This window comes from Phyllobacterium sp. 22552 (assembly GCF_052044585.1).
GTDB classification, from domain to species: domain Bacteria; phylum Pseudomonadota; class Alphaproteobacteria; order Rhizobiales; family Rhizobiaceae; genus Phyllobacterium; species Phyllobacterium ifriqiyense.
In genome coordinates, this window is record NZ_JBQENG010000008.1 from 101,827 (window position 1) to 121,256 (window position 19,430).

Here is a 19,430-nt window from a genome sequence, read left to right on the forward strand (position 1 = left end):
ACACAACGACCGCCTCGCATCAATGCATTCACTTAGCTAAGTTGGCTCGGCCTATGCGAACGAAGAAAGGATCATTTGTGAATCGCAAAATTATCGTGCCGCTGGCAATGAAGCCAATTGTGGAGCAGGCAGGCTATGCCCCTGCAGTACGCGTCGAAAACCTGGTTTTCTGCGCGGGGCAGGTTGGACGTGATGCCAACATGAATGTCATCAACGACCCAGAGAAGCAATTCGAGGCGTGTTGGGACAACTTAGCTACCGTTTTGTCAGCGGCAGGTTGCAGCTTCGAAGATATTGTCGAAATGACTACGTACCATGTCGGATTGCAGCAGCACATGCATACGTTTCGTAAGGTGAAGGACCGGATCTTCCCTCGCGGAACATGCGCTTGGACTTGCATCGGCGTCGCTGAACTTGCCCATCCCGGTCTTCTTGTGGAAATCAAGGTTGTCGCAGCTATACCTTCGCCCCCGCACGAATAGGGCAGTAGGTGATGCTCGCCGAGGTCCGAGGCTATGACAGCTGACTACCCTCACCATAATGTGCCCCACCCGCACCGATCTGATCTTGCAAGAGGGTCTGCCGCTCAGATCGGGGCTGATCGGCAGCGCAAGTGTCGCGCTTCTAATTGGCTGGTGAGCACGCACCTCGAACTAGCTTTGACACGTACATTCCGTTGTGCCGAAATTCTCGACGTTCCAATTGTTTAGGGAAACGAAGGCGCATGCCGATAGTTCGATCCCGCTCAAGGCGAAGGGAAGTCAAAATTAGCTTTCTCATGAGCCATCAGTCATTAGTTCGAGCTAATCACTGGCACCGTTAGCTTAGCCAAATACGCATTATGCACCTTCCCTTAAACAATCACGGAGCTAGTGCCCTTGACTGACCGAGATGGGGCCGACTGCCGACTGTCCGCTGCTGGGCTAACCGAGATGAAAGCGGACACAAAACCGTCGGGTGCAAGGCTCTGTAATGCAGCCCATAGCGGTCGAAAATGGATTTCTCCCACATAGGCACAATTACGCGGCCTCGCCTCGAAGACGTACGATGTCCTTGGATGGCGGCAGCCCGAACTGCCGGGCATATTCCCGGCTGAACTGGTTCGGGCTTTCATAGCCGACACCGAACGCCACCGAAGTAGCAGTTCCTTCTCCGGCCATAAGTAGCGTGCGCGCATGCAACAGCCGGACTTGCTTCTGGTACTGGATCGGGCTCAGCGCTGTGACAGCCTTGAAGTGGCGGTGGAATGCCGAAACGCTCAGGGCCGCCATCTCGGCGAGGACCTCGACCCTCAGGGGCTTTGCAAAATTCTGTCGAATCCATTGGATTGCCACGCTGATCCGTGAAAGCGCCGCATCTGGTGCTGCGATATCCCGAAGCATCCAGCCGAGCGGCCCCTGCAGCACGCGGAACAGGATCTCCTTTTCGTAAGTGGGGGCCAGCACAGCGACCTCGTCCGGTCTGTCCATCAGCCGGAGCATTCGAACCCAGGCATCGAGAAACTCGTCGTTGACCGGGGCAACCGAGAAGCCTGATCCGAATAGCTTGCTGCAGACCTGGATGGGAAGGTCACTGATCAGCGCCGCTACCGTGGGAGGATGAAGCGTCAGGCTGACCGCGAGATACGGCTCCCCTGTGGCCGACGGATGCACCGCCCCCACGGCCGGAAGATCGACAGACATGACGAAATAGGTGGCCGGATCGTAGGCAAAAGTTCGCTCGCCAACCGTCATCGTCTTCGAGCCCGTCAGGATCAGGTTGATCATCGGCTCGTAGACGGCTGAGAGCCGATGTTCCGGTATCTCGCCCTGCACCATGGCAACACGGGGGATGCCCGTCTCCGTCCGGCGGTTTTCGGCCGACGAAGCCAAACTGCGCAGTTCCTGGAGTTGCTTTTTCATGGGAGCGAAGGTGACAGACTGAGATCGGCTCCGCAAGCGCGAAGCAGAAATAGGCAAGTTTTAGAGAGAAATGGGTGAGCGCGAGAGACGGTGCAGGCTTAGCTTCAGGTCACCAACACAGAAGGAAAGACCCATGAAGATCGTCGTCATCACCGGAAGCAGCCGGGGCCTCGGAGCGAGCGCCGCCGTTGAGTGCGCCCGAAACGGCATGGGCGTTGTCGTTACCTACAACAGCAATCTCGAAAAGGCAGAGGAGGTCGTGAAGACGATCGTGCAGAGCGGCGGCAGGGCCGTGGCTCTCAAGCTTGACGTCGGAAACGTCAGCGGCTTTCCAGCGTTCCGTGATGCCGTAGCCGCCCAACTAAAAACCGTCTGGAGCCGTGGCGACTTCGACTGTCTCGTCAACAACGCGGGCTACGGCCTATTCAATCCGATTGCAACAGTGACGGAAGAACAGTTCGACGGGCTGTTCAACGTCCATCTCAAGGGACCGTTCTTCCTGACCCAGATCCTGCTGCCGATGATGGCGGATGGCGGCCAGATCATCAACATCACGAGCGCCACCTCGCGCGTGGCCACTGCCGGGGTCGCGCCCTATGCCTCGTTCAAAGGCGGTCTCGAGGTCCTCACCCGGTACATGGCCAAGGAGTTCGGCGAGCGGGGAATCAGGGCGAACTCGATCGCACCCGGGGCAATCCGCACCGAACTGGGTGGTGGCATGAACGACGAGTTCGAGGCGATACTCGCGGGCCAGACCGCGCTCGCCCGCGTCGGCGAACCCGAAGAGATCGGTGGCGTTGTCGCCAGCCTTCTGTCGAGTGAGAACCGCTGGATCAACGCCCAGAACATCGAAGTCGCGGGCGGCTACATCATCTGACCAAAGGAGAGCAGCATGCTCGACCACATCTTCATCTCCGTCAGCGATATCGCCCGCTCGATCGCCTTTTACGAGGCGGCGCTGGCACCACTCGGAATTGCCCACGCACATGACTACGAAGGAAAGGACGGACCTTGCGGCCATCCGGACCTGAAAGGTTTTGGCGCGAACGGCAGGGTGTTCTTCTGGCTACGCGAAGGGGTCGTGGACGGCCGCGCAGCGCATGTCGGTTTCGTCGCCAGGGGCACCGACCAAGTGGATGCCGCTTTCGGCGCGGCGATCATCGCGGGTGCAACCGAGATACATCCGCCCGGCCCGCAGCTTCACTACGACCCACGCTATTACGCCGCACAGGTTCGCGACCCCGATGGTTACAGCCTCGAATTTGTCTACAAGGAATGGCAGCACTGACATGACAAAACTGATGATCTATGGCGCGACCGGCTATACCGGCCGCATGGCAGCGAAATATGCGAAAGCGGCAGGCACGCCTGTCGTTCTCGCAGGCCGTACCGAGGAATCTCTCTCCAGGCTTGCTGCAGAGCTCGGCGTTGAATACCGGGTGTTCGGCCTCGACGAGGCTGCGGCGATTGACAAAGGCCTTGCCTATATTTCGGTCCTGCTGAACTGCGCCGGTCCTTTCCTGCGAACCGCCGGAGCTTTGATGCGGGCGTCGCTCCGCAACGGCGTACACTATCTCGACACTGCAGCCGAACTCGACAGCTACTGCCTGGCCGAAGACCTGGATGATGAGGCGAAGGCAGCGGGGATCATGCTGATGCCGGGCGGTGGTGGCAGCGTCGCAATGCTCGGCAGCCTCGCCGGACACGCTGTCGGGAGAGTCCACGACCCCCGAAAAATCAGGATCGCGCTGCATGTCGCAGGTGGCCTCTCGCGCGGGTCGGCAATCAGCGCCATGGAGAATGTCACGACCCAGACTCTGGCTCGTATCGATGGCAAGCTCGTAAGCGCTCCTGCTGAGGGAATTCGAAAATTCGACTTCGGCAAGGGTGGGGTCGACTGTTTTCCGGTGACGCTTCCCGATCTCATCACGATCTGGCGGTCAACGGGCGTCCCTGATGTCGAGACCTTTGTGCATGTGACAGGCGATGGCTTCCCGCAGGGCGATGTTTCGCTGCTTCCGGATGGGCCGAGCGAAGACGAGCGCCTCGCGAACCGATACCAGGCGGCCATTGAAGTCACCAACGCGGAAGGCCAGGTGACCAGCTCGCGTCTCGACACGGTCAACGGCTATACCTTCACCGCGATGGCAACGGCCGAAGCCGGCCGCCGCGTGCTGGGAGGAGAATTCCGACCTGGCTTCCAGACGCCCGCCGTTGTGTTCGGAAGCGGCTTTGCTCAGACTATCGCCGACGCCACAATCGTCGACATCTGAGGAACGCCATGCAGAAGCTCGTCGAATCATTCATCGCATCCGCAAACGTCTTCGACGTCGAGCGCGCGCTGTCCCTGTTTGCTCCCGATGCGGTCATCGAAGATGTTTCGGTCGGCAATGCCTTCGTCGGCTGGGACGGCGTCCGGATCTATCTGGAGCGGTTCTTCGTTGGTTACAACACCGCAAGCAGGCTGCTGTCCATCCAGACGCCGGACGCCTTCAATTCGAATGTCCGTGTCGATTTCACCGGAGATTTCGGTCACGAGGTGGGCATCCTCAAGATCGCGATCAATTCGGACGGTCTGATCGAGCGCATCGATGCCGATCTCGAGTAGCCGCCCACCTTACAGTCACATCAAGACAATGAACATCTGCGCCTGAGGCGCGGATGCCGGGGGAGGCTTGTATTCGCAAGTCTCCGGCACAATAAGGAGTACGTTCATGACAATTTCGCCATCTCCCACTCAGGAGGCTGCCGACAAGTTGGCTGTCGTCGAAACGCTGTATCGCTTCGCAGCAGGTATCGACCTCCGAGACAAGGAGCTTCTCTCGTCGTCGCTCGCAGAAAACGCGATCTCGGACTTCCGACCGGCCGCCGCCAAGGCCGGGTTCGAATATCCAGTCATCGAAGGCCGGGATTTCATTGCCACGGCCCTGTTGACGTCGCTTGGTACACTGGACACCACCCACTCCGTCAGCAATCCACGTGTGACCATCAATGGTGACACGGCACGCATGGACGTGCTCGTGGAAGCCCAGCACGTTCCTCGCAGCGATCCCTCGCGTTACTACCTCATGAAGAACCGCTACGACGTCGAGCTGGCGAGAAGCGGCGACGTCTGGGTCATCACCCGCAACACGGTCGACAATGTCTGGCGGACGGGTGACCTGACTGTTCTCTCTGATATCTAAGCTTCCCATGCAGGTGACGCCATTGAAATGGCGGCGGATTCTGTTCCCGCCTCCATTCTCACGCGGAAGGACCGCTGTTGATACAAACATGCAGCCACCTCAGTCCGCTCCATGTCCGCTTCAGCGCCGTCGCCGGGGTGTGACCGAGATGCGGGTGCATTGCCGCCCGGCATATTGACAATCGGTCGGCGGTGTCTCAGACCGCATTTCGGCGTAAGCTGGGAAGAAAATCGCCGGCGATGTCACAACTGCCGAAGTGAGAAAGGCGCAATGGGCTGATGGCCTCTCGCTCATCGAGCCTCTTGTCTTGAAGGAGGAGCGCTAAGATGAGCACCGACCGGGATACCGTGCGGTCCTATGATACGGTCGCGGCGGAGTACGCTTCAGAGGCCGCGGCGATGCCCGAATGGGTCGCGACAGAGATCGATGTGTTCGTGACCGCGCTGGGTGGCTCGGGCAGGGTGCTGGAGATCGGAAGCGGTGGCGGGCGAGATGCTCTTGAGCTTGAGAAACGGGGAATTAGCGTCCGGCGCACCGACATCTCGAAGGGTTTCGTCGACCTGCTTTGCGAACGTGGCTTCGAGGCTGACCTGTTGGACCCGCTGACCGATGACTTGGCCGACCCGCAGCGTCCCGGCACGCCGTACGACGGGATCTGGGCCTGTGCCAGCCTAATTCACGTCGCGCGCGAGGATTTCGGCACGGTGCTTGGACGGCTGGCCGAGGCGACCTGGACCGGTGGCCGACTGCACGCCTCGGTTAGAGAGGGCGACGGCGAGGATGTGTCCACACGCGGCAATGCTGCTGCGCCGCGGCGCTACTTCGAGACGTACTGGCGCGAGTCTGCCCTGCGGTCCGCACTCACTGACGCCGGCTGGATCGTCAGCGAGGTACGTCGGTGCGTCGGAAAGCCCCATGATCGGTGGCTGAGCGTTCGGGCGAGTCGGGCGTGACGCACAAAGACCTGCGCGAATGGCCGGTTGTGGCACGACTATGAACTTTAGGTGGCTGCCGAAATGGCTGCTTCCAGGCGAGGCAAAGATCGCCTCTATGGCCGATATGAAGGCGCGAAGCAGCCGTTTGTTTGGCTCCCTTTCGGGTGAAATGAAGTGTCGACGTGGATTGTAGACTTTTAAGCTACAATCAAAAAAGCCCAAAATTTGCCTATTATCGGCATTTTCAAAGGAAGGTTTGCTGACCACTTCCTTATTTGTACCCAGTTCAACCAATCAAGATCGTTACCGCGTCCAGAGAGGCGCGGGCATTTCCACGCCTCATGGTCTTCAAGCTTCGATGACGCAGCCAAGTCGGGCAAGAGAGGCATCGACCCATGTCCGGTCGTTTTTCCCGAGCTTGATGTTTTCCATCTGTTTTGTCTCTGCCGCGTGCTTCCTGGATGCCGCTTCGAAGACGGTTTCGACGGAGGCAAGCGGGACGGAGAGCAGACCGTCGGCATCCCCGCAGATGAGGTCGCCGGGTTCGATGACCATGCCGTTGATGGCAATGGGGACGTTTACTTCGCCTGGGCCATCCTTGTAGGGACCGCGGTGGGTTACGCCGGCAGCAAAGACGGGGAAGGAACCTCCAAGGAGTTCTTCGCTGTCGCGAATGGCGCCGAAAATCACGATTCCACCGAGGCCGCGTTGGGCGGCATGGGCGACCATCAACTCGCCGATGATGGCATTGCTCAAGTCACCGCCTGCGTCAACGACGACAATGTCGCCTGGTTCGGCGATATCGAGTGCTTTGTGAACCATCAGATTATCGCCCGGGCGAGCTTTGACCGTCACGGCCGCACCGACCATTCTCGGGCCGGTGTAAAAGGGACGCAGCGGCGCGCCGCCTGCTGTCATGCGGGACATGACGTCGCTGACATTGGCAACCGGCAAGGTTCTGAATTTCTCGACCCATTCCGTGCTGACTTTCTGCTTACGCTTGCATACTCTGAAACCTAACATTTGGGTTCCTCCGTTTTCATGTTTGGTGGTTTAATTCTGAGCGAGGTTCTGGTTGGCGAGTGCGCGCCGATCAAACGGCACACCGGTGAGGACATCGACGATGTGCTGTGCGCTCTGTACGGCCATGTTTTTCAGTGCGGATTGGCTTGCGCCGCCCACATGTGGTGTGGCGATCAAGTTTGGCAGAGCCCAGAACGGGTGATCGGCTGCTGGTGGTTCCTGCTCGAAGCTGTCGAGTGCCGCACCTGCGATGCTTTCGTCTTTCAGCGCGCCAAGAAGAGCAACCTCATCGATGACGGCGCCGCGCGACGTGTTGACGATGAAGGCAGTAGATTTCATCATCTTCAGTCGCTCACTATTGATGAGGTGATGGGTCTGCGGTGAGAGCGGGCAATGCAGGCTAACGATATCGCCTTGCGCGAGAACCTCAGTTAGATCGCGGCTTACGCGCGTGCCGTCTGCGTCATCTGCGAATGGATCATAGGCAATGGTTTCCATGCCAAGCCCTTGGGCAAGCTTGGCAGTTCTGCGACCGATCTCTCCAAAGCCGATAATGCCGAACTTTGCACCCGCGAGGTCGCGTCCGACATATTTGGTCTTTGGCCAGTCGCCGCTTTTGACGGTATTGCTGAGGCTACCGATGTCTTTCATCAGCGTCACCGACAAGGTGATTGCCAATTCTGCAACCGACTGGGCATTGGCGGCAAGCGCCCGCAGCACCGGGATGTTGTGGGACGTGGCGGAGTCAAGATCGATATTGTCTACGCCACTGCCGTGTTTTGCGATCACGCGAAGACGTGGGGACGATCCGATGACCAGATCGTTTATCTTGCCCTGGCGCACGAGTATTGCATCAACGGCGTTAGTCTTGGCGATATAGGCGAGGTTTTCCGAACCGCTGTAGCCGTCCGCGTATATCGTCTTGATTCCGTTTTTTTTGAGAAGTTCCGTTGCTTCGGACGCCAGTTGCGCCCCTGTGACGAGAACCTTGAGACCTGTGGCAGCCGCTTCTTCTGGGCTTGAAGCGGTCGTCACCGTATTGATATTGCTCACTAAAACCTCCCGAATTTCGGTGCACCGTCTCGCAAAGGAGCGGCGGTTGACGAATCCTCAATATCGGGTATTGTACTAAATGAAAAGGTGTTGTACCTAGTACAATACTTTTTTGAGGGAGGTTTAAACCAATGCCAGGCAATTCTTCAGGTGTTGCAGCCGTAGAACGGGCTGTTTCGATGCTGGAAGCTTTCACGGAAGTCGACTATGCGTTGACGCTGGGTGAGCTCGCGCGCCGGACTGGGCTCGACAAGTCGACAGTGCTGCGCATTGCTCGCTCGCTGGCCAAGTCCTCCATGCTTGTCCGCAACGACGATGCCAGCTGGCGCCTGGGGCCGAAGCTCGTGCGGCTCGGCGGCCTTTATCAATCCACATTCAAATCGTCGGCCGTCGTGGAGCCGCTGCTTGCCCAGATAAGCGGCGAGAGCGGCGAGAGCGCAGCCGTCTATGTCAAGGAAGGTGATGCCCGCGTCTGCCTTCACCGGCATGATTCCACGCAGTCCATCCGCCACTCGGCCCGTGTTGGCGACACCATGCCGCTTGATCGCGGCGCGCCGGGTCGTGTCATTCTGGCTTTCAGTGGTACGGCCGGAAAACTTTATGACGACATTCGGGCGCAGGGCTATCACGTCACCATCGGTGAACGGGATCCGCAGGTCGCAAGCATCGCCGTTCCGATTTACGGCGAGGGCCAGACCTTGTTCGGCTCTTTGGCTTTGACAGGTCCGCCGTCACGTTTCGACGAGGCGGCCGTGTCTAAAAATCTTGAAATTCTCCGCGTTGCCGCGCGCAAGCTCAGCACCGCGCTTGGAGGACAACCCGGCTAGTTTGGAGCGGGGACCGGGCCCGCATAGCGTTCCTTGGGAGGAGCATGTCGATGAGTATGATGAGAACAGCAGCCTTGGCAGCCGGCACTTTGCTGGCAACGATTGGTTCAGCCCATGCAGAGTGGCCGAAGGATCGTCCAATCCAGATGATCGTTGCCTTTGCACCCGGCGGAAGCACGGATGTCATGGCACGTGCCATGGAGCCATTTCTTGAAAAAGAACTCGGCGCTGACATCGTCATCGAAAACCGTCCAGGTGCGTCCGGCGAAATCGCTTATACCGCATTGGCGAAGGCCAAGCCGGATGGTTACACATTCTCTTACATCAATACGCCCGGCTTCCTGTCCATGCAGGTTCAAAGAAAGCTCGGTTATGATCCAAAGACAATCAAGCCTATAGCCCGTATCGTGGACGACCCGGCCGCCATCGTTGTTCCTGCAGCGTCCGAGATCAAAACAATCTCTGAATTCGTTGCTGCGGCAAAGGCAAAGCCCGGCGCGGTATCCTTCGGCTCGTCAGGTATCGGTACCGACGATCATTTGGCCATCATCATTCTCGGCGCAGAAACCGGAACTACAATCACTCACATTCCGTTCAACGGAGCTGGGGAGACTCGAACTGCCATCCTCGGCTCGCAGGTGACCGGCGGTGGTCTTAATGTCAGTGAGTATGGCGGCAACGATACGACTGGTCTTCGAATGATCAACACCTTCGGCAAGGAGCGCTCGCCTCAGCTTCCAGACGTGCCGACGGCCATCGAATCCGGCTTCAATGTCGAGATGACATCCGAGCGTGGCATCGCGGCGCCTCGTGAAGTCCCTGCCGAAATCGCTGATCGCTTCGCCGCCGCCGTCAAGGCAACGCTGGATAATCCTGAGTTCCAGAAGCAGGCCAAACAGATGGCATTGCCGCTGGCCTACCTCAGCGGTGCCGATTGGGAAAAGGAAATGCCAAATCGTCTGGCTCGGTTCCAGAAAATCTGGGATACAACGCCTTGGGTGCAGCAATGAGCATCAAGCCTGCCGCCGATAGCCGTGATTTTCCCGATATTCTAGCTGGCGGCGTGATGATATTTCTGGGAGCGCTTGGCCTTTGGGCTGGGCGTGACCTGACCTACGGCACTCCGGCCATGATGGGACCCGGGTTTCTGCCGAGGTCCCTATGCACCATCATTCTACTGATCGGCGCCGTTGTCCTTATCAAGGCCCTGTCGAAGCCACATGAAGCTCTGGATGCGGTCAACCCCAAACCATTGGTGATCCTGGTCGTGGCCATTGCGGGATTTGCGTTTGCCGCAGAGCGTTTTGGGTTTGTTGCTGCAACCATATGGCTGCTGGTTGTGGGAAGCCTGGCCGACCCGGAGTCGCGCTGGCGGGAGATTTTCATCTCGACGGCAGTGCTGACAACGCTTGGCGCGCTTCTCTTCGTTTACGGACTTGGCGTTCAGATGCCCATTTGGCCGTTCTGACGACCTTTCCTGATTTGATCGGATATTTTCGATGGCTTTTCTTGACGTATTGATGCTCGGCTTTTCCGAGGCCCTGACACCAACAAACCTGTTGTTTTGTTTCATCGGAGCGCTTTTGGGCACCTTGATCGGCGTACTGCCAGGGATTGGACCAACAGCGACGGTGGCGATCCTGCTGCCGGTGACCTTTTTCCTGCCGCCCCTGGGTGCCCTGATCATGCTGTCTGGCATATTCTACGGCGCTCAATATGGTGGATCGACAACAGCCATTCTGGTCAATCTGCCCGGTGAAGCCTCAGCTGTCGTAACCGCGATCGATGGTTATCAGATGGCGCGAAAGGGCAGGGCGGGTGCTGCATTGGCAATCGCAGCGCTTGGTTCCTTCTTTGCCGGCACCGTTGCAACGATTGCGCTTGCCGTTGCGGGTCCAACACTCTCGTCCTTTGCACTTTCATTCGGTCCGGCCGAATATGTAGCATTGTGTATTTTTGGCCTGCTTGCGGCAACCATTCTCGCCCACGGCTCCGTCGTCAAGGCAATCGGTATGGTCTGCCTTGGTCTGGTGCTGGGCATGGTCGGTATCGACGTCAACAGCGGGTCAGCCCGCATGACGTTCGGATCGACGGATCTTTATGATGGCATCGAATTCGTTGTGATCGCAGTCGGTCTGTTCGGTATCGCGGAAATCGCCACCAATCTGGAATCCAAGGAAGTCCGCGGAATCTTGCAAAGCAAGATCGGCAGGCTGTGGCCAACGCGTGAGGAGTTCAAGGATAGTTGGGCCGCAGTTTTGCGCGGTACTGGCGTTGGGACAATTCTCGGCGTTCTGCCAGGTGGTGGCGCGACCTTGAGCGCGTTCAGTGCCTATTCGGTTGAAAAGCGTATTTCCAAGACACCGGAAAAGTTTGGCCATGGTGCCATTGCAGGTGTTGCCGGCCCGGAAGCTGCGAACAATGCAGGTGCACAGGCGTCGTTCATTCCTCTGCTGACGCTCGGCATTCCATCCAATTCTATCATGGCCATGATGCTTGGCGCGATGACCATTCACGGCATAACCCCGGGTCCATCGGTCATTCAGAACCAGCCGGAGCTGTTCTGGGGTCTTGTTGCCTCCATGTGGCTTGGCAATGCCATGCTGCTCGTCATCAACCTTCCGCTCATCGGGCTTTGGGTAAAGCTACTGCAAATCCCCTATCGCCTGATGTATCCGGCAATCCTGCTGTTCTGCTGTGTCGGTGTCTACAGCGTCAGCAATCGCGGCTTCGACGTGGCGCTGGTCATCCTGTTCGGGATATTGGGCTATGTTCTGCGCAAGGCAAAATGCGAGCCAGGACCGCTTCTTCTCGGTTTCGTTCTGGGTCCGCTTCTGGAGACCAACTTGCGGCGCGCGATGCTGCTCTCGCAAGGTGACTGGCTGGTCTTCTTCGAGCGGCCGATCAGTGCTGTGCTTCTGGCCGTGACCGCTTTGATGTTGCTGACACTCATCCTGCCGACAATTCGAAAAAACAGAAAAGCAGCATTCGAGGCGAGCGAAGACTGACAACAGGGCGCCGCAAGGCGCCCTTTTTGCTTCAGTAGGGAGAAGCAACTCTCCTGCGCTGGCATGATCTAATCTGTGAGCTACCAATGACATCACCTATATCATGCCTCTCAACGGCTCGCCGTCTGCGCGGCGTTCTGTCCCTTGACGATTTCGAACCTTTGGCGCGGCGCCACCTGCCAAAGCCGCTGTTTGGCTATATTGCCGGCGCAAGCGAGACCAATGCCTCGCTGCGGCACAATGCGGCGGCATTCCAAGAGATCGCTTTGCAGCCGAGGGTGCTGAGAAATGTCTCAAGCAGAACTACTAAGACCAGCCTGTTTGGCGAAGAGTGGAACGCCCCCTTCGGCATAGCACCAATGGGCATCAGCGCCTTGATGGCTTATCGGGGCGATCTCGTGCTGGCGCGAGCGGCGCAGGATGCCGGTATCCCCATGATCATGAGCGGCTCGTCCCTAATCCGGCTCGAGGATATCGTCGAGGCTGCCCCGCGATCATGGTTTCAGGCCTATCTTCCGGGTGAGCCGGATCGGATAGTTGCTTTGATAGACCGCGTGGCTTCGGCAGGGTACAAGACGCTGATTCTGACGGTGGATACCGCTGTCTTGGCCAATCGCGAGAACAACGTCCGCGCCGGTTTTTCGACACCCCTTCGACCAAGCCTGCGTCTCGCCTGGCAGGGATTGACTCACCCCGCATGGACCATCGGCACCTTTGGACGCACGATCCTCAATCATGGCATTCCCCATTTCGAGAACTCCTATGCCACGCGAGGTGCGCCGATCCTTGCATCCAATGTAATGCGCGACTTCGGCAAGAAAGATCATTTAAGCTGGGACCATGTCAGCCGGATCAGGCAGAGATGGACTGGTAGGCTCGTCATCAAAGGCATCCTCCATCCAGACGATGCGGCCATCGCTGTCCAGCGGGGCGCAGATGGCATCATCGTCTCCAATCATGGCGGCAGACAGCTTGATGGCGCTATCGCGCCCATCAAGGCCTTGCCTGCGATCATTGATGAAGTGGGCTCAGACACAGTCGTCATGATAGATGGCGGAATTCGCCGGGGCACGGACATAATCAAAGCACTGGCCCTCGGCGCAAAATTCGCCTTCGTCGGTCGCCCGTTTCTCTATGCCGCCACAGTTGGCGGGCAGGCTGGCGTGTCAAAGGCTGCCAACATCCTCAAGGATGAGCTTCATCGCAATATGGGCCTTCTGGGTGTGACAGGAATTAACCAGTTGTCTGCGGCAGTCATCGACCGGCGGTAAGCTTCGATCAACTCCTGCCACTCCTGTGGCAACGAAACAGAGGTGCCTTCGACATCAATATTTCTGCGATTGTGGCGCTCCAACACGTCACGCTACGATATCCGCGACGTTGCTCCTGTTCGTTCTCACAATCGCCTGGCTCCGCAACCATGCGAAGCCAGATCGCTGTCCGTCTGAAGTGCCTGGACCATTGCTACCGGTGGAAATGAAAGCGTCAATGTTCATTGAAAGCATACATTGAGAATGGCAACGGCGAATTGGGCGCTCGCTCGCTGATAACTCCCTTGTGAAAAACATAGGGCAGCGAGCCTCAACTTACTCGCCTTTAGAGTCGATAAGAGCTGGAAAGCCTACTATTGCGAGCATGACCGGCACCAAAGCACGCTTGATATCGTCGATTGGCTCATTTCTTTTCAGAAAACGATCCTGGGTGCTCAATGGGCGACGCGTGGTCGCGTAGACTTCTTCATTCATAAAGCAACGTTTATGACCGCTTTCGAGGCGTAAGCATCCGGCGAAGGCCGCGGGTCAGGCCGCCTGAGCGTTCAGGGTCTTGGGTGCCCAGCTCCATGGGAGCAGTTGCTCCAGCCTGCTGACAGGTGTGTCGGCGATACGGGCAAGGACGTCAGACTGGCCGATATCACCGGTTAGTCCATTGAAGACGATCCATTCTGCGATGACGCGAGCGCCTTGGAAGAACGGTCTGCCAAACAACAAGCAGAGACTGGATGAGACCGGGCCGAGACGGGCGATGGCCGCGAGATCGGGAACAAAGCTGCACGGCATCGGCGCTACCGAGGTCGACAAAGATATTTTCGAAGTTACGAAATATGCGGCGCGGCGCTTCGGCCGCTCGACGGGCGAGCCCTTGAACCGTGCCGGCCGGTATCGCGTGATCGCCGCCAAGGAAAATCGGTATGCCGAGCTTGCTGTGTTTATAGGTCGCGGCCGCCTCTGCGCTCTGACGCCGACTTTTTTTGCAAGGTTTGCGACCACTTGGCATACAGAGTGTTTTTTGCCATGTGCCGGTTATAATCTGGCGGTTCCCAGGGCGGAATGGGCATCGATGTGGGTCAGTGTTAACGGCACGGCGCCATTTTGCGAGAGGGTTTCCAGAACTTGAAATGCTTCGTCGTGATGCACGAAAAATCGCTCCTTGGGCCGCCGAGACGAGAGGCCACGCGTCAGTGCACTGATCCTCTAGGAAATGGCGGAGTTGTTGCTCCTCATTCCACGGGCGCATTGTCGATGGTGCTCGCGGCCGTCGGTCGATTGAACAGATGTTATCAAGGAATATGTCGAGATCGATATCGGCAATGTTCAAGAGATGTTTCCGTATTTCGAACAGATCCCGCAAATACTGTTACTTACGGCTGTATTTCTCAAGTGCGCGTCACGAGGATGGGAGAAAAACTCCCAGGTGGAGAATCGCGCGATCGTTCTCGACATGTATGCGCCACAGATTGTCGTCCGGGCCGCATAAAACTGAAAAGCGGCGGAGAATCGAATGAAGAGGCTTCCCGCCGCTTGGCGCTCAACCTTTCTGCTATTCGCCGATGATGCTCATTCCGTCGATATGCGTCCTCGGTTTCAATTTCAGCTATTTAGCTCCAACATGCGGGTGGTCGATCGTTCGAATCGTTTCAAGGCGTGGCTTGGAAGAAGACTTTCGGGGTATGAGGGTGGGCGCCGAGACGCGGATCCGATCGTCAGCCGACAAAGCGCTGCTTGTAAGCAAGTCCAAAGCGTTCGACGCGATCTGCTCGAAGGGTACGCGCAACGTCGTCAGCGGGGTTGGGAGATGACTGACGATCGGGATGTCGTTGTACCCGACGACCGAAACGTCGTCGGGCACGGAGATCCCCAGGCGCGAAAGACCGGACAGTGCGCCGATCGCGGTGTTGTCGTTGACCGCAAAGATCGCTGTTGGCCGATCCTTGAGATTCATAAGCTGCTCGGCCGCATCAGCTCCAGCGTCTATCCCGAATGTCGACGGTACCATCCAATCAGGACAGAGCGTGACTCCGGCCTCTTCCATCGCCTGCCTGTAGCCTTCGACGCGTCCGAGCGAGCTGGAGGCATATGACGGACCAGCGATCACGCCGATCCGACGATGACCGAGATCCAGGAGGTGGCGCGTCGCCAGATAACCGCCCAATTTGTCGTCGCCGATTGAGGAAAGGCTCCGACCATCGGTTCTCAGCGCCAGAACAAAAGGAACGCCTCGAGCCATCAATTCGTCTGGAAAATCATCGTCCTCTCGTGCAGTAGCAAGGATCAGGCCGTCCACGCCGCGGTTCAGCAGCGACTCGGCGGCCAGACGGTCCGCCTTGGGCTTGTCGTCCGTAGTCGCAACAATGGCGAAGCGACCGGATTTATTGCACGCCTTTACCAGAGCTTCGTAAAGCATCGCCATGACGGTATCGGTCAGACGAGGCACGATCACTCCAATGGTCATCGTGCTGCCGCGTCTCAGGCTCGACGCCGAAACGTCGCGGACATATCCCATTTCTTCAGCAACTTTTCGAACGCGGCGCGAGGTTTCATTGTCAGACCGGGGAAGTCGCTCATCGAGGATGCGCGACACCGTCGACTTCGACACCCCGGCGACCGAGGCGACGTCGAGAATGGTGACGCGTGCCAGCCGTCCTCCATCTTCTGTCCTTGAATTCATTCCGTTTTCTCCACTGACAGCATCTTAGCGGAAACATGCATCAAAAAAAATGTTGACTCCAGTAAAATCGGAAACGATAGTGGGAACGTTCCCATTAACGATCCCATCGCTGATCGCAGAGGACAGCGGTTATCTTGGAGGAGAAGACCCAATGCAATCAATGGACCTGAGAGGCCTTAGCCCAGCGCCTGTCACCGCATTCACCCGTGACGGCGAAGTGGATTACGCGGCCAATACACGCATCGCCAAATGGCTTGCCGAAATGGATGGCGTGAAGAGCCTCGTTATTCTCGGCCACGCCGGCGAAGGCACGTTTTTGACGGAAGAGGAACGGCTGAAGCTCATCCGCACCTATGTCGAAGCCGTTGACGGCGCCATTCCGATCATTGCTGGCATCACCGGTGAGGGCACCAGGGTTGCCGCCGCGGAAGCGAAGAAGTGCAAGGCCGCCGGCGCGACCGGTGCTCTTGTCTACCCGAACCACGGATGGCTGCGCTTCGGCTTCCAGAAGGGCGCTCCACAGGATCGCTATAAGGCAATCTGGCAGGAGTCAGGCCTGCAGTGCATTCTGTTCCAGTATCCGGATGCTACGAAGGCTTCCTACGATCTCGACACCCAGCTTGCGATCGCGACTCAGGACGGCGTCGTCGCCACCAAGAACGGCGTCCGTAACATGAAGCGCTGGTACGTCGAAATTCCTGAAATAAAGAAAGCCAATCCGAGCCTACAGATCCTGAGCTGCCACGACGAATGGCTGCTGCCAACCATGTTCGATGTTGATGGCCTGCTTGTCGGCTACGGCAATATCGCTCCGGAATTGCTCATCGATCTGATCAAGGCGGGCAAGGCGCAGGACTATCCCGAAGCCCGCAAAATATTCGAGCAGCTCTTGCCGGTAACCCGGGCCGTCTATCATCGCGGTTCGCATATGGAGGGCACCGTGGCCCTGAAGCTCGGCCTCGTTCATCGTGGCGTCCTCGACCATGCGACCATCCGCGAGCCGTTGAAGAATCTGGGCGAAAAGGCGGAAGCTGAAATTTTTGCCGCGTTCGCAGCCGCTGGTATCGGCCGTGTCGAGCAGTTGATGGCCGCCGAGTAACGGGACTGCCCCGCGTTGCAGGCGGGCGTTTCCGTGGGGGGATGAAAAGCGCGGTCGCATCCGGGATGGATGCGTCTGCGCGCGTGCGGCTCTGCCATGCGTTCATTCCCCAACATCTCGTCGACAGCCTTGCTTCGATGCCTCGGACGCACAGTGCCACGGCATTGCGGAAGCGGCACCTCGACACGTAGTTTCAACGCCAGACCGGGAGAGGGTTTGGGCCAAGGGAGGAAAACATGAATATCGAACAACGGCTGACCGTGCCGTTACCGGTCATCGATCCACAAGCTGAAATCAGCGCGCGCCTCGAGCGGCTGCCTGTCACCCGCGAAGTGTTCTGGGCACGCAACATCGTTGGCGCTGCGACGTTCTTCGATGGTTATACTGTCATCGCCATTGCCTACGCCATGCCGGTCCTTGTCCGCGAGTGGAACCTGACCCCCGGGCAGACGGGGATGATCCTGTCGATGGGCTATCTCGGGCAGTTAATCGGTGCGATCTGCTTTGGCTGGCTTGCCGAAAAAATCGGCCGCCTCAAGGTGCTGCTGTTCACGATCCTGCTGTTCGTCAGTATGGACGTCGCATGTCTTTTTGCGGCCGGGGCCGCCATGATGATGGCCTTCCGTTTTGTTCAGGGCATTGGAACAGGCGGCGAAGTTCCGGTCGCGAGCGCCTATATCAACGAGCTGATCGGCTCCAAGGGCCGCGGACGCTTCTTTCTGCTCTACGAGGTGATGTTCCTGCTCGGTCTCGTTGGTGCGGGCCTAATCGGTTATTTTCTTGTGCCCGTCTATGGCTGGAAAGCGATGTTTGTCGTTGGCCTTGTGCCAGCAATCCTGATGATCCCTTTGCGCTGGTTCCTGCATGAATCACCGCGATGGCTGGTGGCCAACGGTCGCTATGAACAGGCTGACCGGATCGTCACTAAGTTCGAGAATAGCGCGCGCGCCGCCGGCAACGAATTGCCGGAACCGAAAATCGTTGCCGCGCCGATCAACCGGAAATCCGACTGGCGCGAGCTTTTCCAGGGCATCTATCTGAAGCGCACCCTATCGATCTGGGCTATGTGGTTCTGCGCTTACATGGTTGCGAACGGGACCATTACCTGGCTACCGACGCTCTACCGGCAGACGTTCAACCTACCGCTCGGAACCAGCATTTTCTACGGCTTCCTGACATCGGTCGGCGGGGTGATTGCGGCGGTGATCTGCGCATTTCTGATCGACAAGGTTGGACGCAAGCGGTGGTATACAGGGGCTCTTCTGATCGCACCGATCCCGCTCATCATCCTTGCATGGCTCGGCGCGACGTCTGCGGCCCAGGTTCTGGTTCTCGCCGGTCTTGCCTATGCCATTCTCCAGACCGTGACCTTCTCGCTCTATCTCTACTCGGCGGAAATCTACCCGACACGCCTGCGCGCCATCGGCACAGGGACAGGCAGCGCCTGGCTGCGTCTCGGATCGTCCGCAGGGCCGATCGCCGTCGGCTGGGTCATGTCGTCAATGGGTATCCAGTATGTCTTCGGCGCATTCGCCGCAATCCTGCTGGTCGGTGCCTTGGTGACGGCCCTCTTCGCAGTGGAGACGAAGGGGCGGGTCCTGGAGGAGCTTTCGCCTTGATATTCTGAAGCGTCAGGCATTCAAGAGACGAGTACCAAAGGCTCGGCAAGCTCGCCCCGGCCTTTGATCTTTTATTCCTGGCCGCACCCAAGCGCTATTATTTGGGATCGCTTCCCGTTCAACCAGCGTTGATCCTGAATTAGCATTGCGCGGTCCCTGGTCCCGGGGATGGCGGCTTGCCGCTGTACCGGTTCGACCGAGTACACGTTGTACTCGCGTCTGGACCACCTATCCGTAGGTGGCTCCGACCACGCGGCCGGAGGCCGGATCGGTCTCGACGGTGACGTCTCTGAAATCATGCATAACGGGTTGGCCCGGCGCGATCTGGCGCACAACGGTCGCTCCGGTTCGCCGCCTGTTCGTCATCGTCGGTGGGCTTGAGCTGTCCGATAAGCGCGCGCGGCCGCGGCATCGCACCGTAGCATCATTCTTCTGGAATGAAGCTACGTGATGCCGAATTGGTTTGAAAACGCCGTAAAAACAGCGGTTTGACGAAGGTTACCCGCGCCCTTTTCACCTGATCACCATTTCAGCATTTGCTGAAAACGCGTAGAACAGTAAATTCCTTGGCGGCGACTTGAATTACGATTTGGGGCGGCAAGAAATGGCCGCCATCCATGGCGCCAGCAAGCACAATCTTTCCCGCTGTTTTCACCGTCCAATGGGCGTATATCTACCCGCTTGATGAATAGAACGGAGTTTCTCACAACGGGTTAGAGTAAGCGTGATGGTCATCGTCAGTGGCCCTCTGATTTAAAAGGTTCGATTATCTCGGAGAGTTTGCGGTCAGGTGCGACAGTTCAGGAAGTCTCAGATTGTTAGGGGGCAGGCGAAT

The 19,430-nt window shown here is 58.0% G+C and carries 20 protein-coding genes; 15 read left to right on the top strand and 5 right to left on the bottom strand.

The annotated features are described in order from the left end of the window. The first annotated feature begins 77 nt into the window (after positions 1-77). Entirely contained in the window at positions 78-482 is a 405-nt protein-coding gene (locus ACTJI9_RS18485) for a RidA family protein (protein ID WP_440810017.1), read from the top strand. A 537-nt stretch (positions 483-1,019) separates the two neighbouring features. On the opposite strand, the gene ACTJI9_RS18490 is transcribed toward ACTJI9_RS18485, so the two are convergent. Next, positions 1,020-1,901 carry an AraC family transcriptional regulator N-terminal domain-containing protein gene (locus ACTJI9_RS18490; RefSeq protein WP_440810019.1) on the bottom strand — a complete coding sequence of 294 codons (882 nt, stop codon included), beginning with the start codon at positions 1,899-1,901 and terminating at the stop codon, positions 1,020-1,022. Positions 1,902-2,034: 133 nt separating this feature from the next. On the opposite strand from ACTJI9_RS18490, the gene ACTJI9_RS18495 reads away from it, so the two are divergent. From ACTJI9_RS18495 to ACTJI9_RS18520, 6 genes are all read left to right on the top strand, one after another. Then, positions 2,035-2,778: an SDR family NAD(P)-dependent oxidoreductase gene (locus ACTJI9_RS18495; RefSeq protein ID WP_336441124.1), complete on the top strand. Its 744-nt coding sequence runs from the start codon at positions 2,035-2,037 to the stop codon at positions 2,776-2,778. A 15-nt stretch (positions 2,779-2,793) separates the two neighbouring features. Then, on the top strand, positions 2,794-3,189 hold the full coding sequence (locus ACTJI9_RS18500; RefSeq protein ID WP_336441123.1) for a VOC family protein: 396 nt from the start codon (positions 2,794-2,796) through the stop codon (positions 3,187-3,189). A 1-nt stretch (position 3,190) separates the two neighbouring features. Further along, the gene (locus tag ACTJI9_RS18505) at positions 3,191-4,174 is read left to right on the top strand and encodes a saccharopine dehydrogenase family protein (protein ID WP_440810022.1); all 984 of its coding nucleotides are present in this window, start codon (positions 3,191-3,193) and stop codon (positions 4,172-4,174) included. An 8-nt stretch (positions 4,175-4,182) separates the two neighbouring features. Beyond that, positions 4,183-4,509: a nuclear transport factor 2 family protein gene (locus ACTJI9_RS18510; protein ID WP_440810024.1), complete on the top strand. Its 327-nt coding sequence runs from the start codon at positions 4,183-4,185 to the stop codon at positions 4,507-4,509. Positions 4,510-4,615: 106 nt separating this feature from the next. Beyond that, positions 4,616-5,086 carry a nuclear transport factor 2 family protein gene (locus ACTJI9_RS18515; protein WP_440810026.1) on the top strand — a complete coding sequence of 157 codons (471 nt, stop codon included), beginning with the start codon at positions 4,616-4,618 and terminating at the stop codon, positions 5,084-5,086. Positions 5,087-5,412: 326 nt separating this feature from the next. Next, positions 5,413-6,039: a class I SAM-dependent methyltransferase gene (locus ACTJI9_RS18520; RefSeq protein WP_440810027.1), complete on the top strand. Its 627-nt coding sequence runs from the start codon at positions 5,413-5,415 to the stop codon at positions 6,037-6,039. A gap of 330 nt (positions 6,040-6,369) precedes the next feature. On the opposite strand, the gene ACTJI9_RS18525 is transcribed toward ACTJI9_RS18520, so the two are convergent. Next, positions 6,370-7,044, bottom strand: coding sequence for an RraA family protein (locus ACTJI9_RS18525; protein ID WP_440810030.1), 675 nt, complete (start codon positions 7,042-7,044; stop codon positions 6,370-6,372). Between the two features lie 30 nt (positions 7,045-7,074). After that, complete coding sequence (locus ACTJI9_RS18530; RefSeq protein WP_440810032.1) at positions 7,075-8,097, bottom strand: hydroxyacid dehydrogenase; 1,023 nt, start codon at positions 8,095-8,097, stop codon at positions 7,075-7,077. Positions 8,098-8,228: 131 nt separating this feature from the next. Here ACTJI9_RS18530 and ACTJI9_RS18535 point away from each other — a divergent pair, with 131 nt between their 5' ends. The 5 genes from ACTJI9_RS18535 to ACTJI9_RS18555 all read left to right on the top strand — a co-directional run bounded on the left by ACTJI9_RS18535 (position 8,229) and on the right by ACTJI9_RS18555 (position 13,203). Beyond that, complete coding sequence (locus ACTJI9_RS18535) at positions 8,229-8,924, top strand: IclR family transcriptional regulator (protein WP_440810034.1); 696 nt, start codon at positions 8,229-8,231, stop codon at positions 8,922-8,924. 50 nt (positions 8,925-8,974) lie between these two features. Beyond that, on the top strand, positions 8,975-9,934 hold the full coding sequence (locus ACTJI9_RS18540; protein WP_440810037.1) for a tripartite tricarboxylate transporter substrate binding protein: 960 nt from the start codon (positions 8,975-8,977) through the stop codon (positions 9,932-9,934). Further along, positions 9,931-10,392, top strand: a complete 462-nt coding sequence (locus tag ACTJI9_RS18545; protein WP_440810040.1) for a tripartite tricarboxylate transporter TctB family protein — start codon at positions 9,931-9,933, stop codon at positions 10,390-10,392. Before ACTJI9_RS18540 ends, ACTJI9_RS18545 begins: the two co-directional genes overlap by 4 nt. Before the next feature lie 31 nt (positions 10,393-10,423). Beyond that, positions 10,424-11,932, top strand: a complete 1,509-nt coding sequence (locus tag ACTJI9_RS18550; RefSeq protein ID WP_440810043.1) for a tripartite tricarboxylate transporter permease — start codon at positions 10,424-10,426, stop codon at positions 11,930-11,932. A gap of 86 nt (positions 11,933-12,018) precedes the next feature. Then, positions 12,019-13,203 carry an alpha-hydroxy acid oxidase gene (locus tag ACTJI9_RS18555; protein WP_440810046.1) on the top strand — a complete coding sequence of 395 codons (1,185 nt, stop codon included), beginning with the start codon at positions 12,019-12,021 and terminating at the stop codon, positions 13,201-13,203. A gap of 528 nt (positions 13,204-13,731) precedes the next feature. Here ACTJI9_RS18555 and ACTJI9_RS18560 read toward each other — a convergent pair. Both ACTJI9_RS18560 and ACTJI9_RS18565 read right to left on the bottom strand, forming a co-directional pair. Further along, entirely contained in the window at positions 13,732-14,109 is a 378-nt protein-coding gene (locus ACTJI9_RS18560; RefSeq protein ID WP_440810426.1) for a hypothetical protein, read from the bottom strand. Positions 14,110-14,803: 694 nt separating this feature from the next. Further along, positions 14,804-15,877 (bottom strand): LacI family DNA-binding transcriptional regulator, encoded by a 1,074-nt coding sequence (locus ACTJI9_RS18565; protein WP_440810049.1) that lies wholly within the window; start codon positions 15,875-15,877, stop codon positions 14,804-14,806. A gap of 151 nt (positions 15,878-16,028) precedes the next feature. Between ACTJI9_RS18565 and ACTJI9_RS18570 the strand changes: the two genes are divergently transcribed. From ACTJI9_RS18570 to ACTJI9_RS18580, 3 genes are all read left to right on the top strand, one after another. Continuing rightward, on the top strand, positions 16,029-16,976 hold the full coding sequence (locus ACTJI9_RS18570; RefSeq protein WP_440810051.1) for a dihydrodipicolinate synthase family protein: 948 nt from the start codon (positions 16,029-16,031) through the stop codon (positions 16,974-16,976). Between the two features lie 236 nt (positions 16,977-17,212). Continuing rightward, positions 17,213-18,595 carry an MFS transporter gene (locus ACTJI9_RS18575; protein ID WP_440810054.1) on the top strand — a complete coding sequence of 461 codons (1,383 nt, stop codon included), beginning with the start codon at positions 17,213-17,215 and terminating at the stop codon, positions 18,593-18,595. A gap of 280 nt (positions 18,596-18,875) precedes the next feature. After that, entirely contained in the window at positions 18,876-19,046 is a 171-nt protein-coding gene (locus tag ACTJI9_RS18580) for a hypothetical protein (RefSeq protein WP_440810055.1), read from the top strand. The last annotated feature ends 384 nt before the right edge of the window (positions 19,047-19,430 follow it).

Excerpts from the sequence above, each read along its gene's own strand:
- ACTJI9_RS18490 (WP_440810019.1), bottom strand. The coding sequence starts at position 1,901 with ATGAAAAAGCAACTCCAGGAACTGCGCAGTTTGGCTTCGTCGGCCGAA.
- ACTJI9_RS18495 (WP_336441124.1), top strand. The coding sequence starts at position 2,035 with ATGAAGATCGTCGTCATCACCGGAAGCAGCCGGGGCCTCGGAGCGAGC.
- ACTJI9_RS18500 (WP_336441123.1), top strand. The coding sequence starts at position 2,794 with ATGCTCGACCACATCTTCATCTCCGTCAGCGATATCGCCCGCTCGATC.
- ACTJI9_RS18505 (WP_440810022.1), top strand. The coding sequence starts at position 3,191 with ATGACAAAACTGATGATCTATGGCGCGACCGGCTATACCGGCCGCATG.
- ACTJI9_RS18510 (WP_440810024.1), top strand. The coding sequence starts at position 4,183 with ATGCAGAAGCTCGTCGAATCATTCATCGCATCCGCAAACGTCTTCGAC.
- ACTJI9_RS18515 (WP_440810026.1), top strand. The coding sequence starts at position 4,616 with ATGACAATTTCGCCATCTCCCACTCAGGAGGCTGCCGACAAGTTGGCT.
- ACTJI9_RS18520 (WP_440810027.1), top strand. The coding sequence starts at position 5,413 with ATGAGCACCGACCGGGATACCGTGCGGTCCTATGATACGGTCGCGGCG.
- ACTJI9_RS18525 (WP_440810030.1), bottom strand. The coding sequence starts at position 7,044 with ATGTTAGGTTTCAGAGTATGCAAGCGTAAGCAGAAAGTCAGCACGGAA.
- ACTJI9_RS18535 (WP_440810034.1), top strand. The coding sequence starts at position 8,229 with ATGCCAGGCAATTCTTCAGGTGTTGCAGCCGTAGAACGGGCTGTTTCG.
- ACTJI9_RS18540 (WP_440810037.1), top strand. The coding sequence starts at position 8,975 with ATGAGTATGATGAGAACAGCAGCCTTGGCAGCCGGCACTTTGCTGGCA.
- ACTJI9_RS18545 (WP_440810040.1), top strand. The coding sequence starts at position 9,931 with ATGAGCATCAAGCCTGCCGCCGATAGCCGTGATTTTCCCGATATTCTA.
- ACTJI9_RS18550 (WP_440810043.1), top strand. The coding sequence starts at position 10,424 with ATGGCTTTTCTTGACGTATTGATGCTCGGCTTTTCCGAGGCCCTGACA.
- ACTJI9_RS18555 (WP_440810046.1), top strand. The coding sequence starts at position 12,019 with ATGACATCACCTATATCATGCCTCTCAACGGCTCGCCGTCTGCGCGGC.
- ACTJI9_RS18565 (WP_440810049.1), bottom strand. The coding sequence starts at position 15,877 with ATGAATTCAAGGACAGAAGATGGAGGACGGCTGGCACGCGTCACCATT.
- ACTJI9_RS18570 (WP_440810051.1), top strand. The coding sequence starts at position 16,029 with ATGCAATCAATGGACCTGAGAGGCCTTAGCCCAGCGCCTGTCACCGCA.
- ACTJI9_RS18575 (WP_440810054.1), top strand. The coding sequence starts at position 17,213 with ATGAATATCGAACAACGGCTGACCGTGCCGTTACCGGTCATCGATCCA.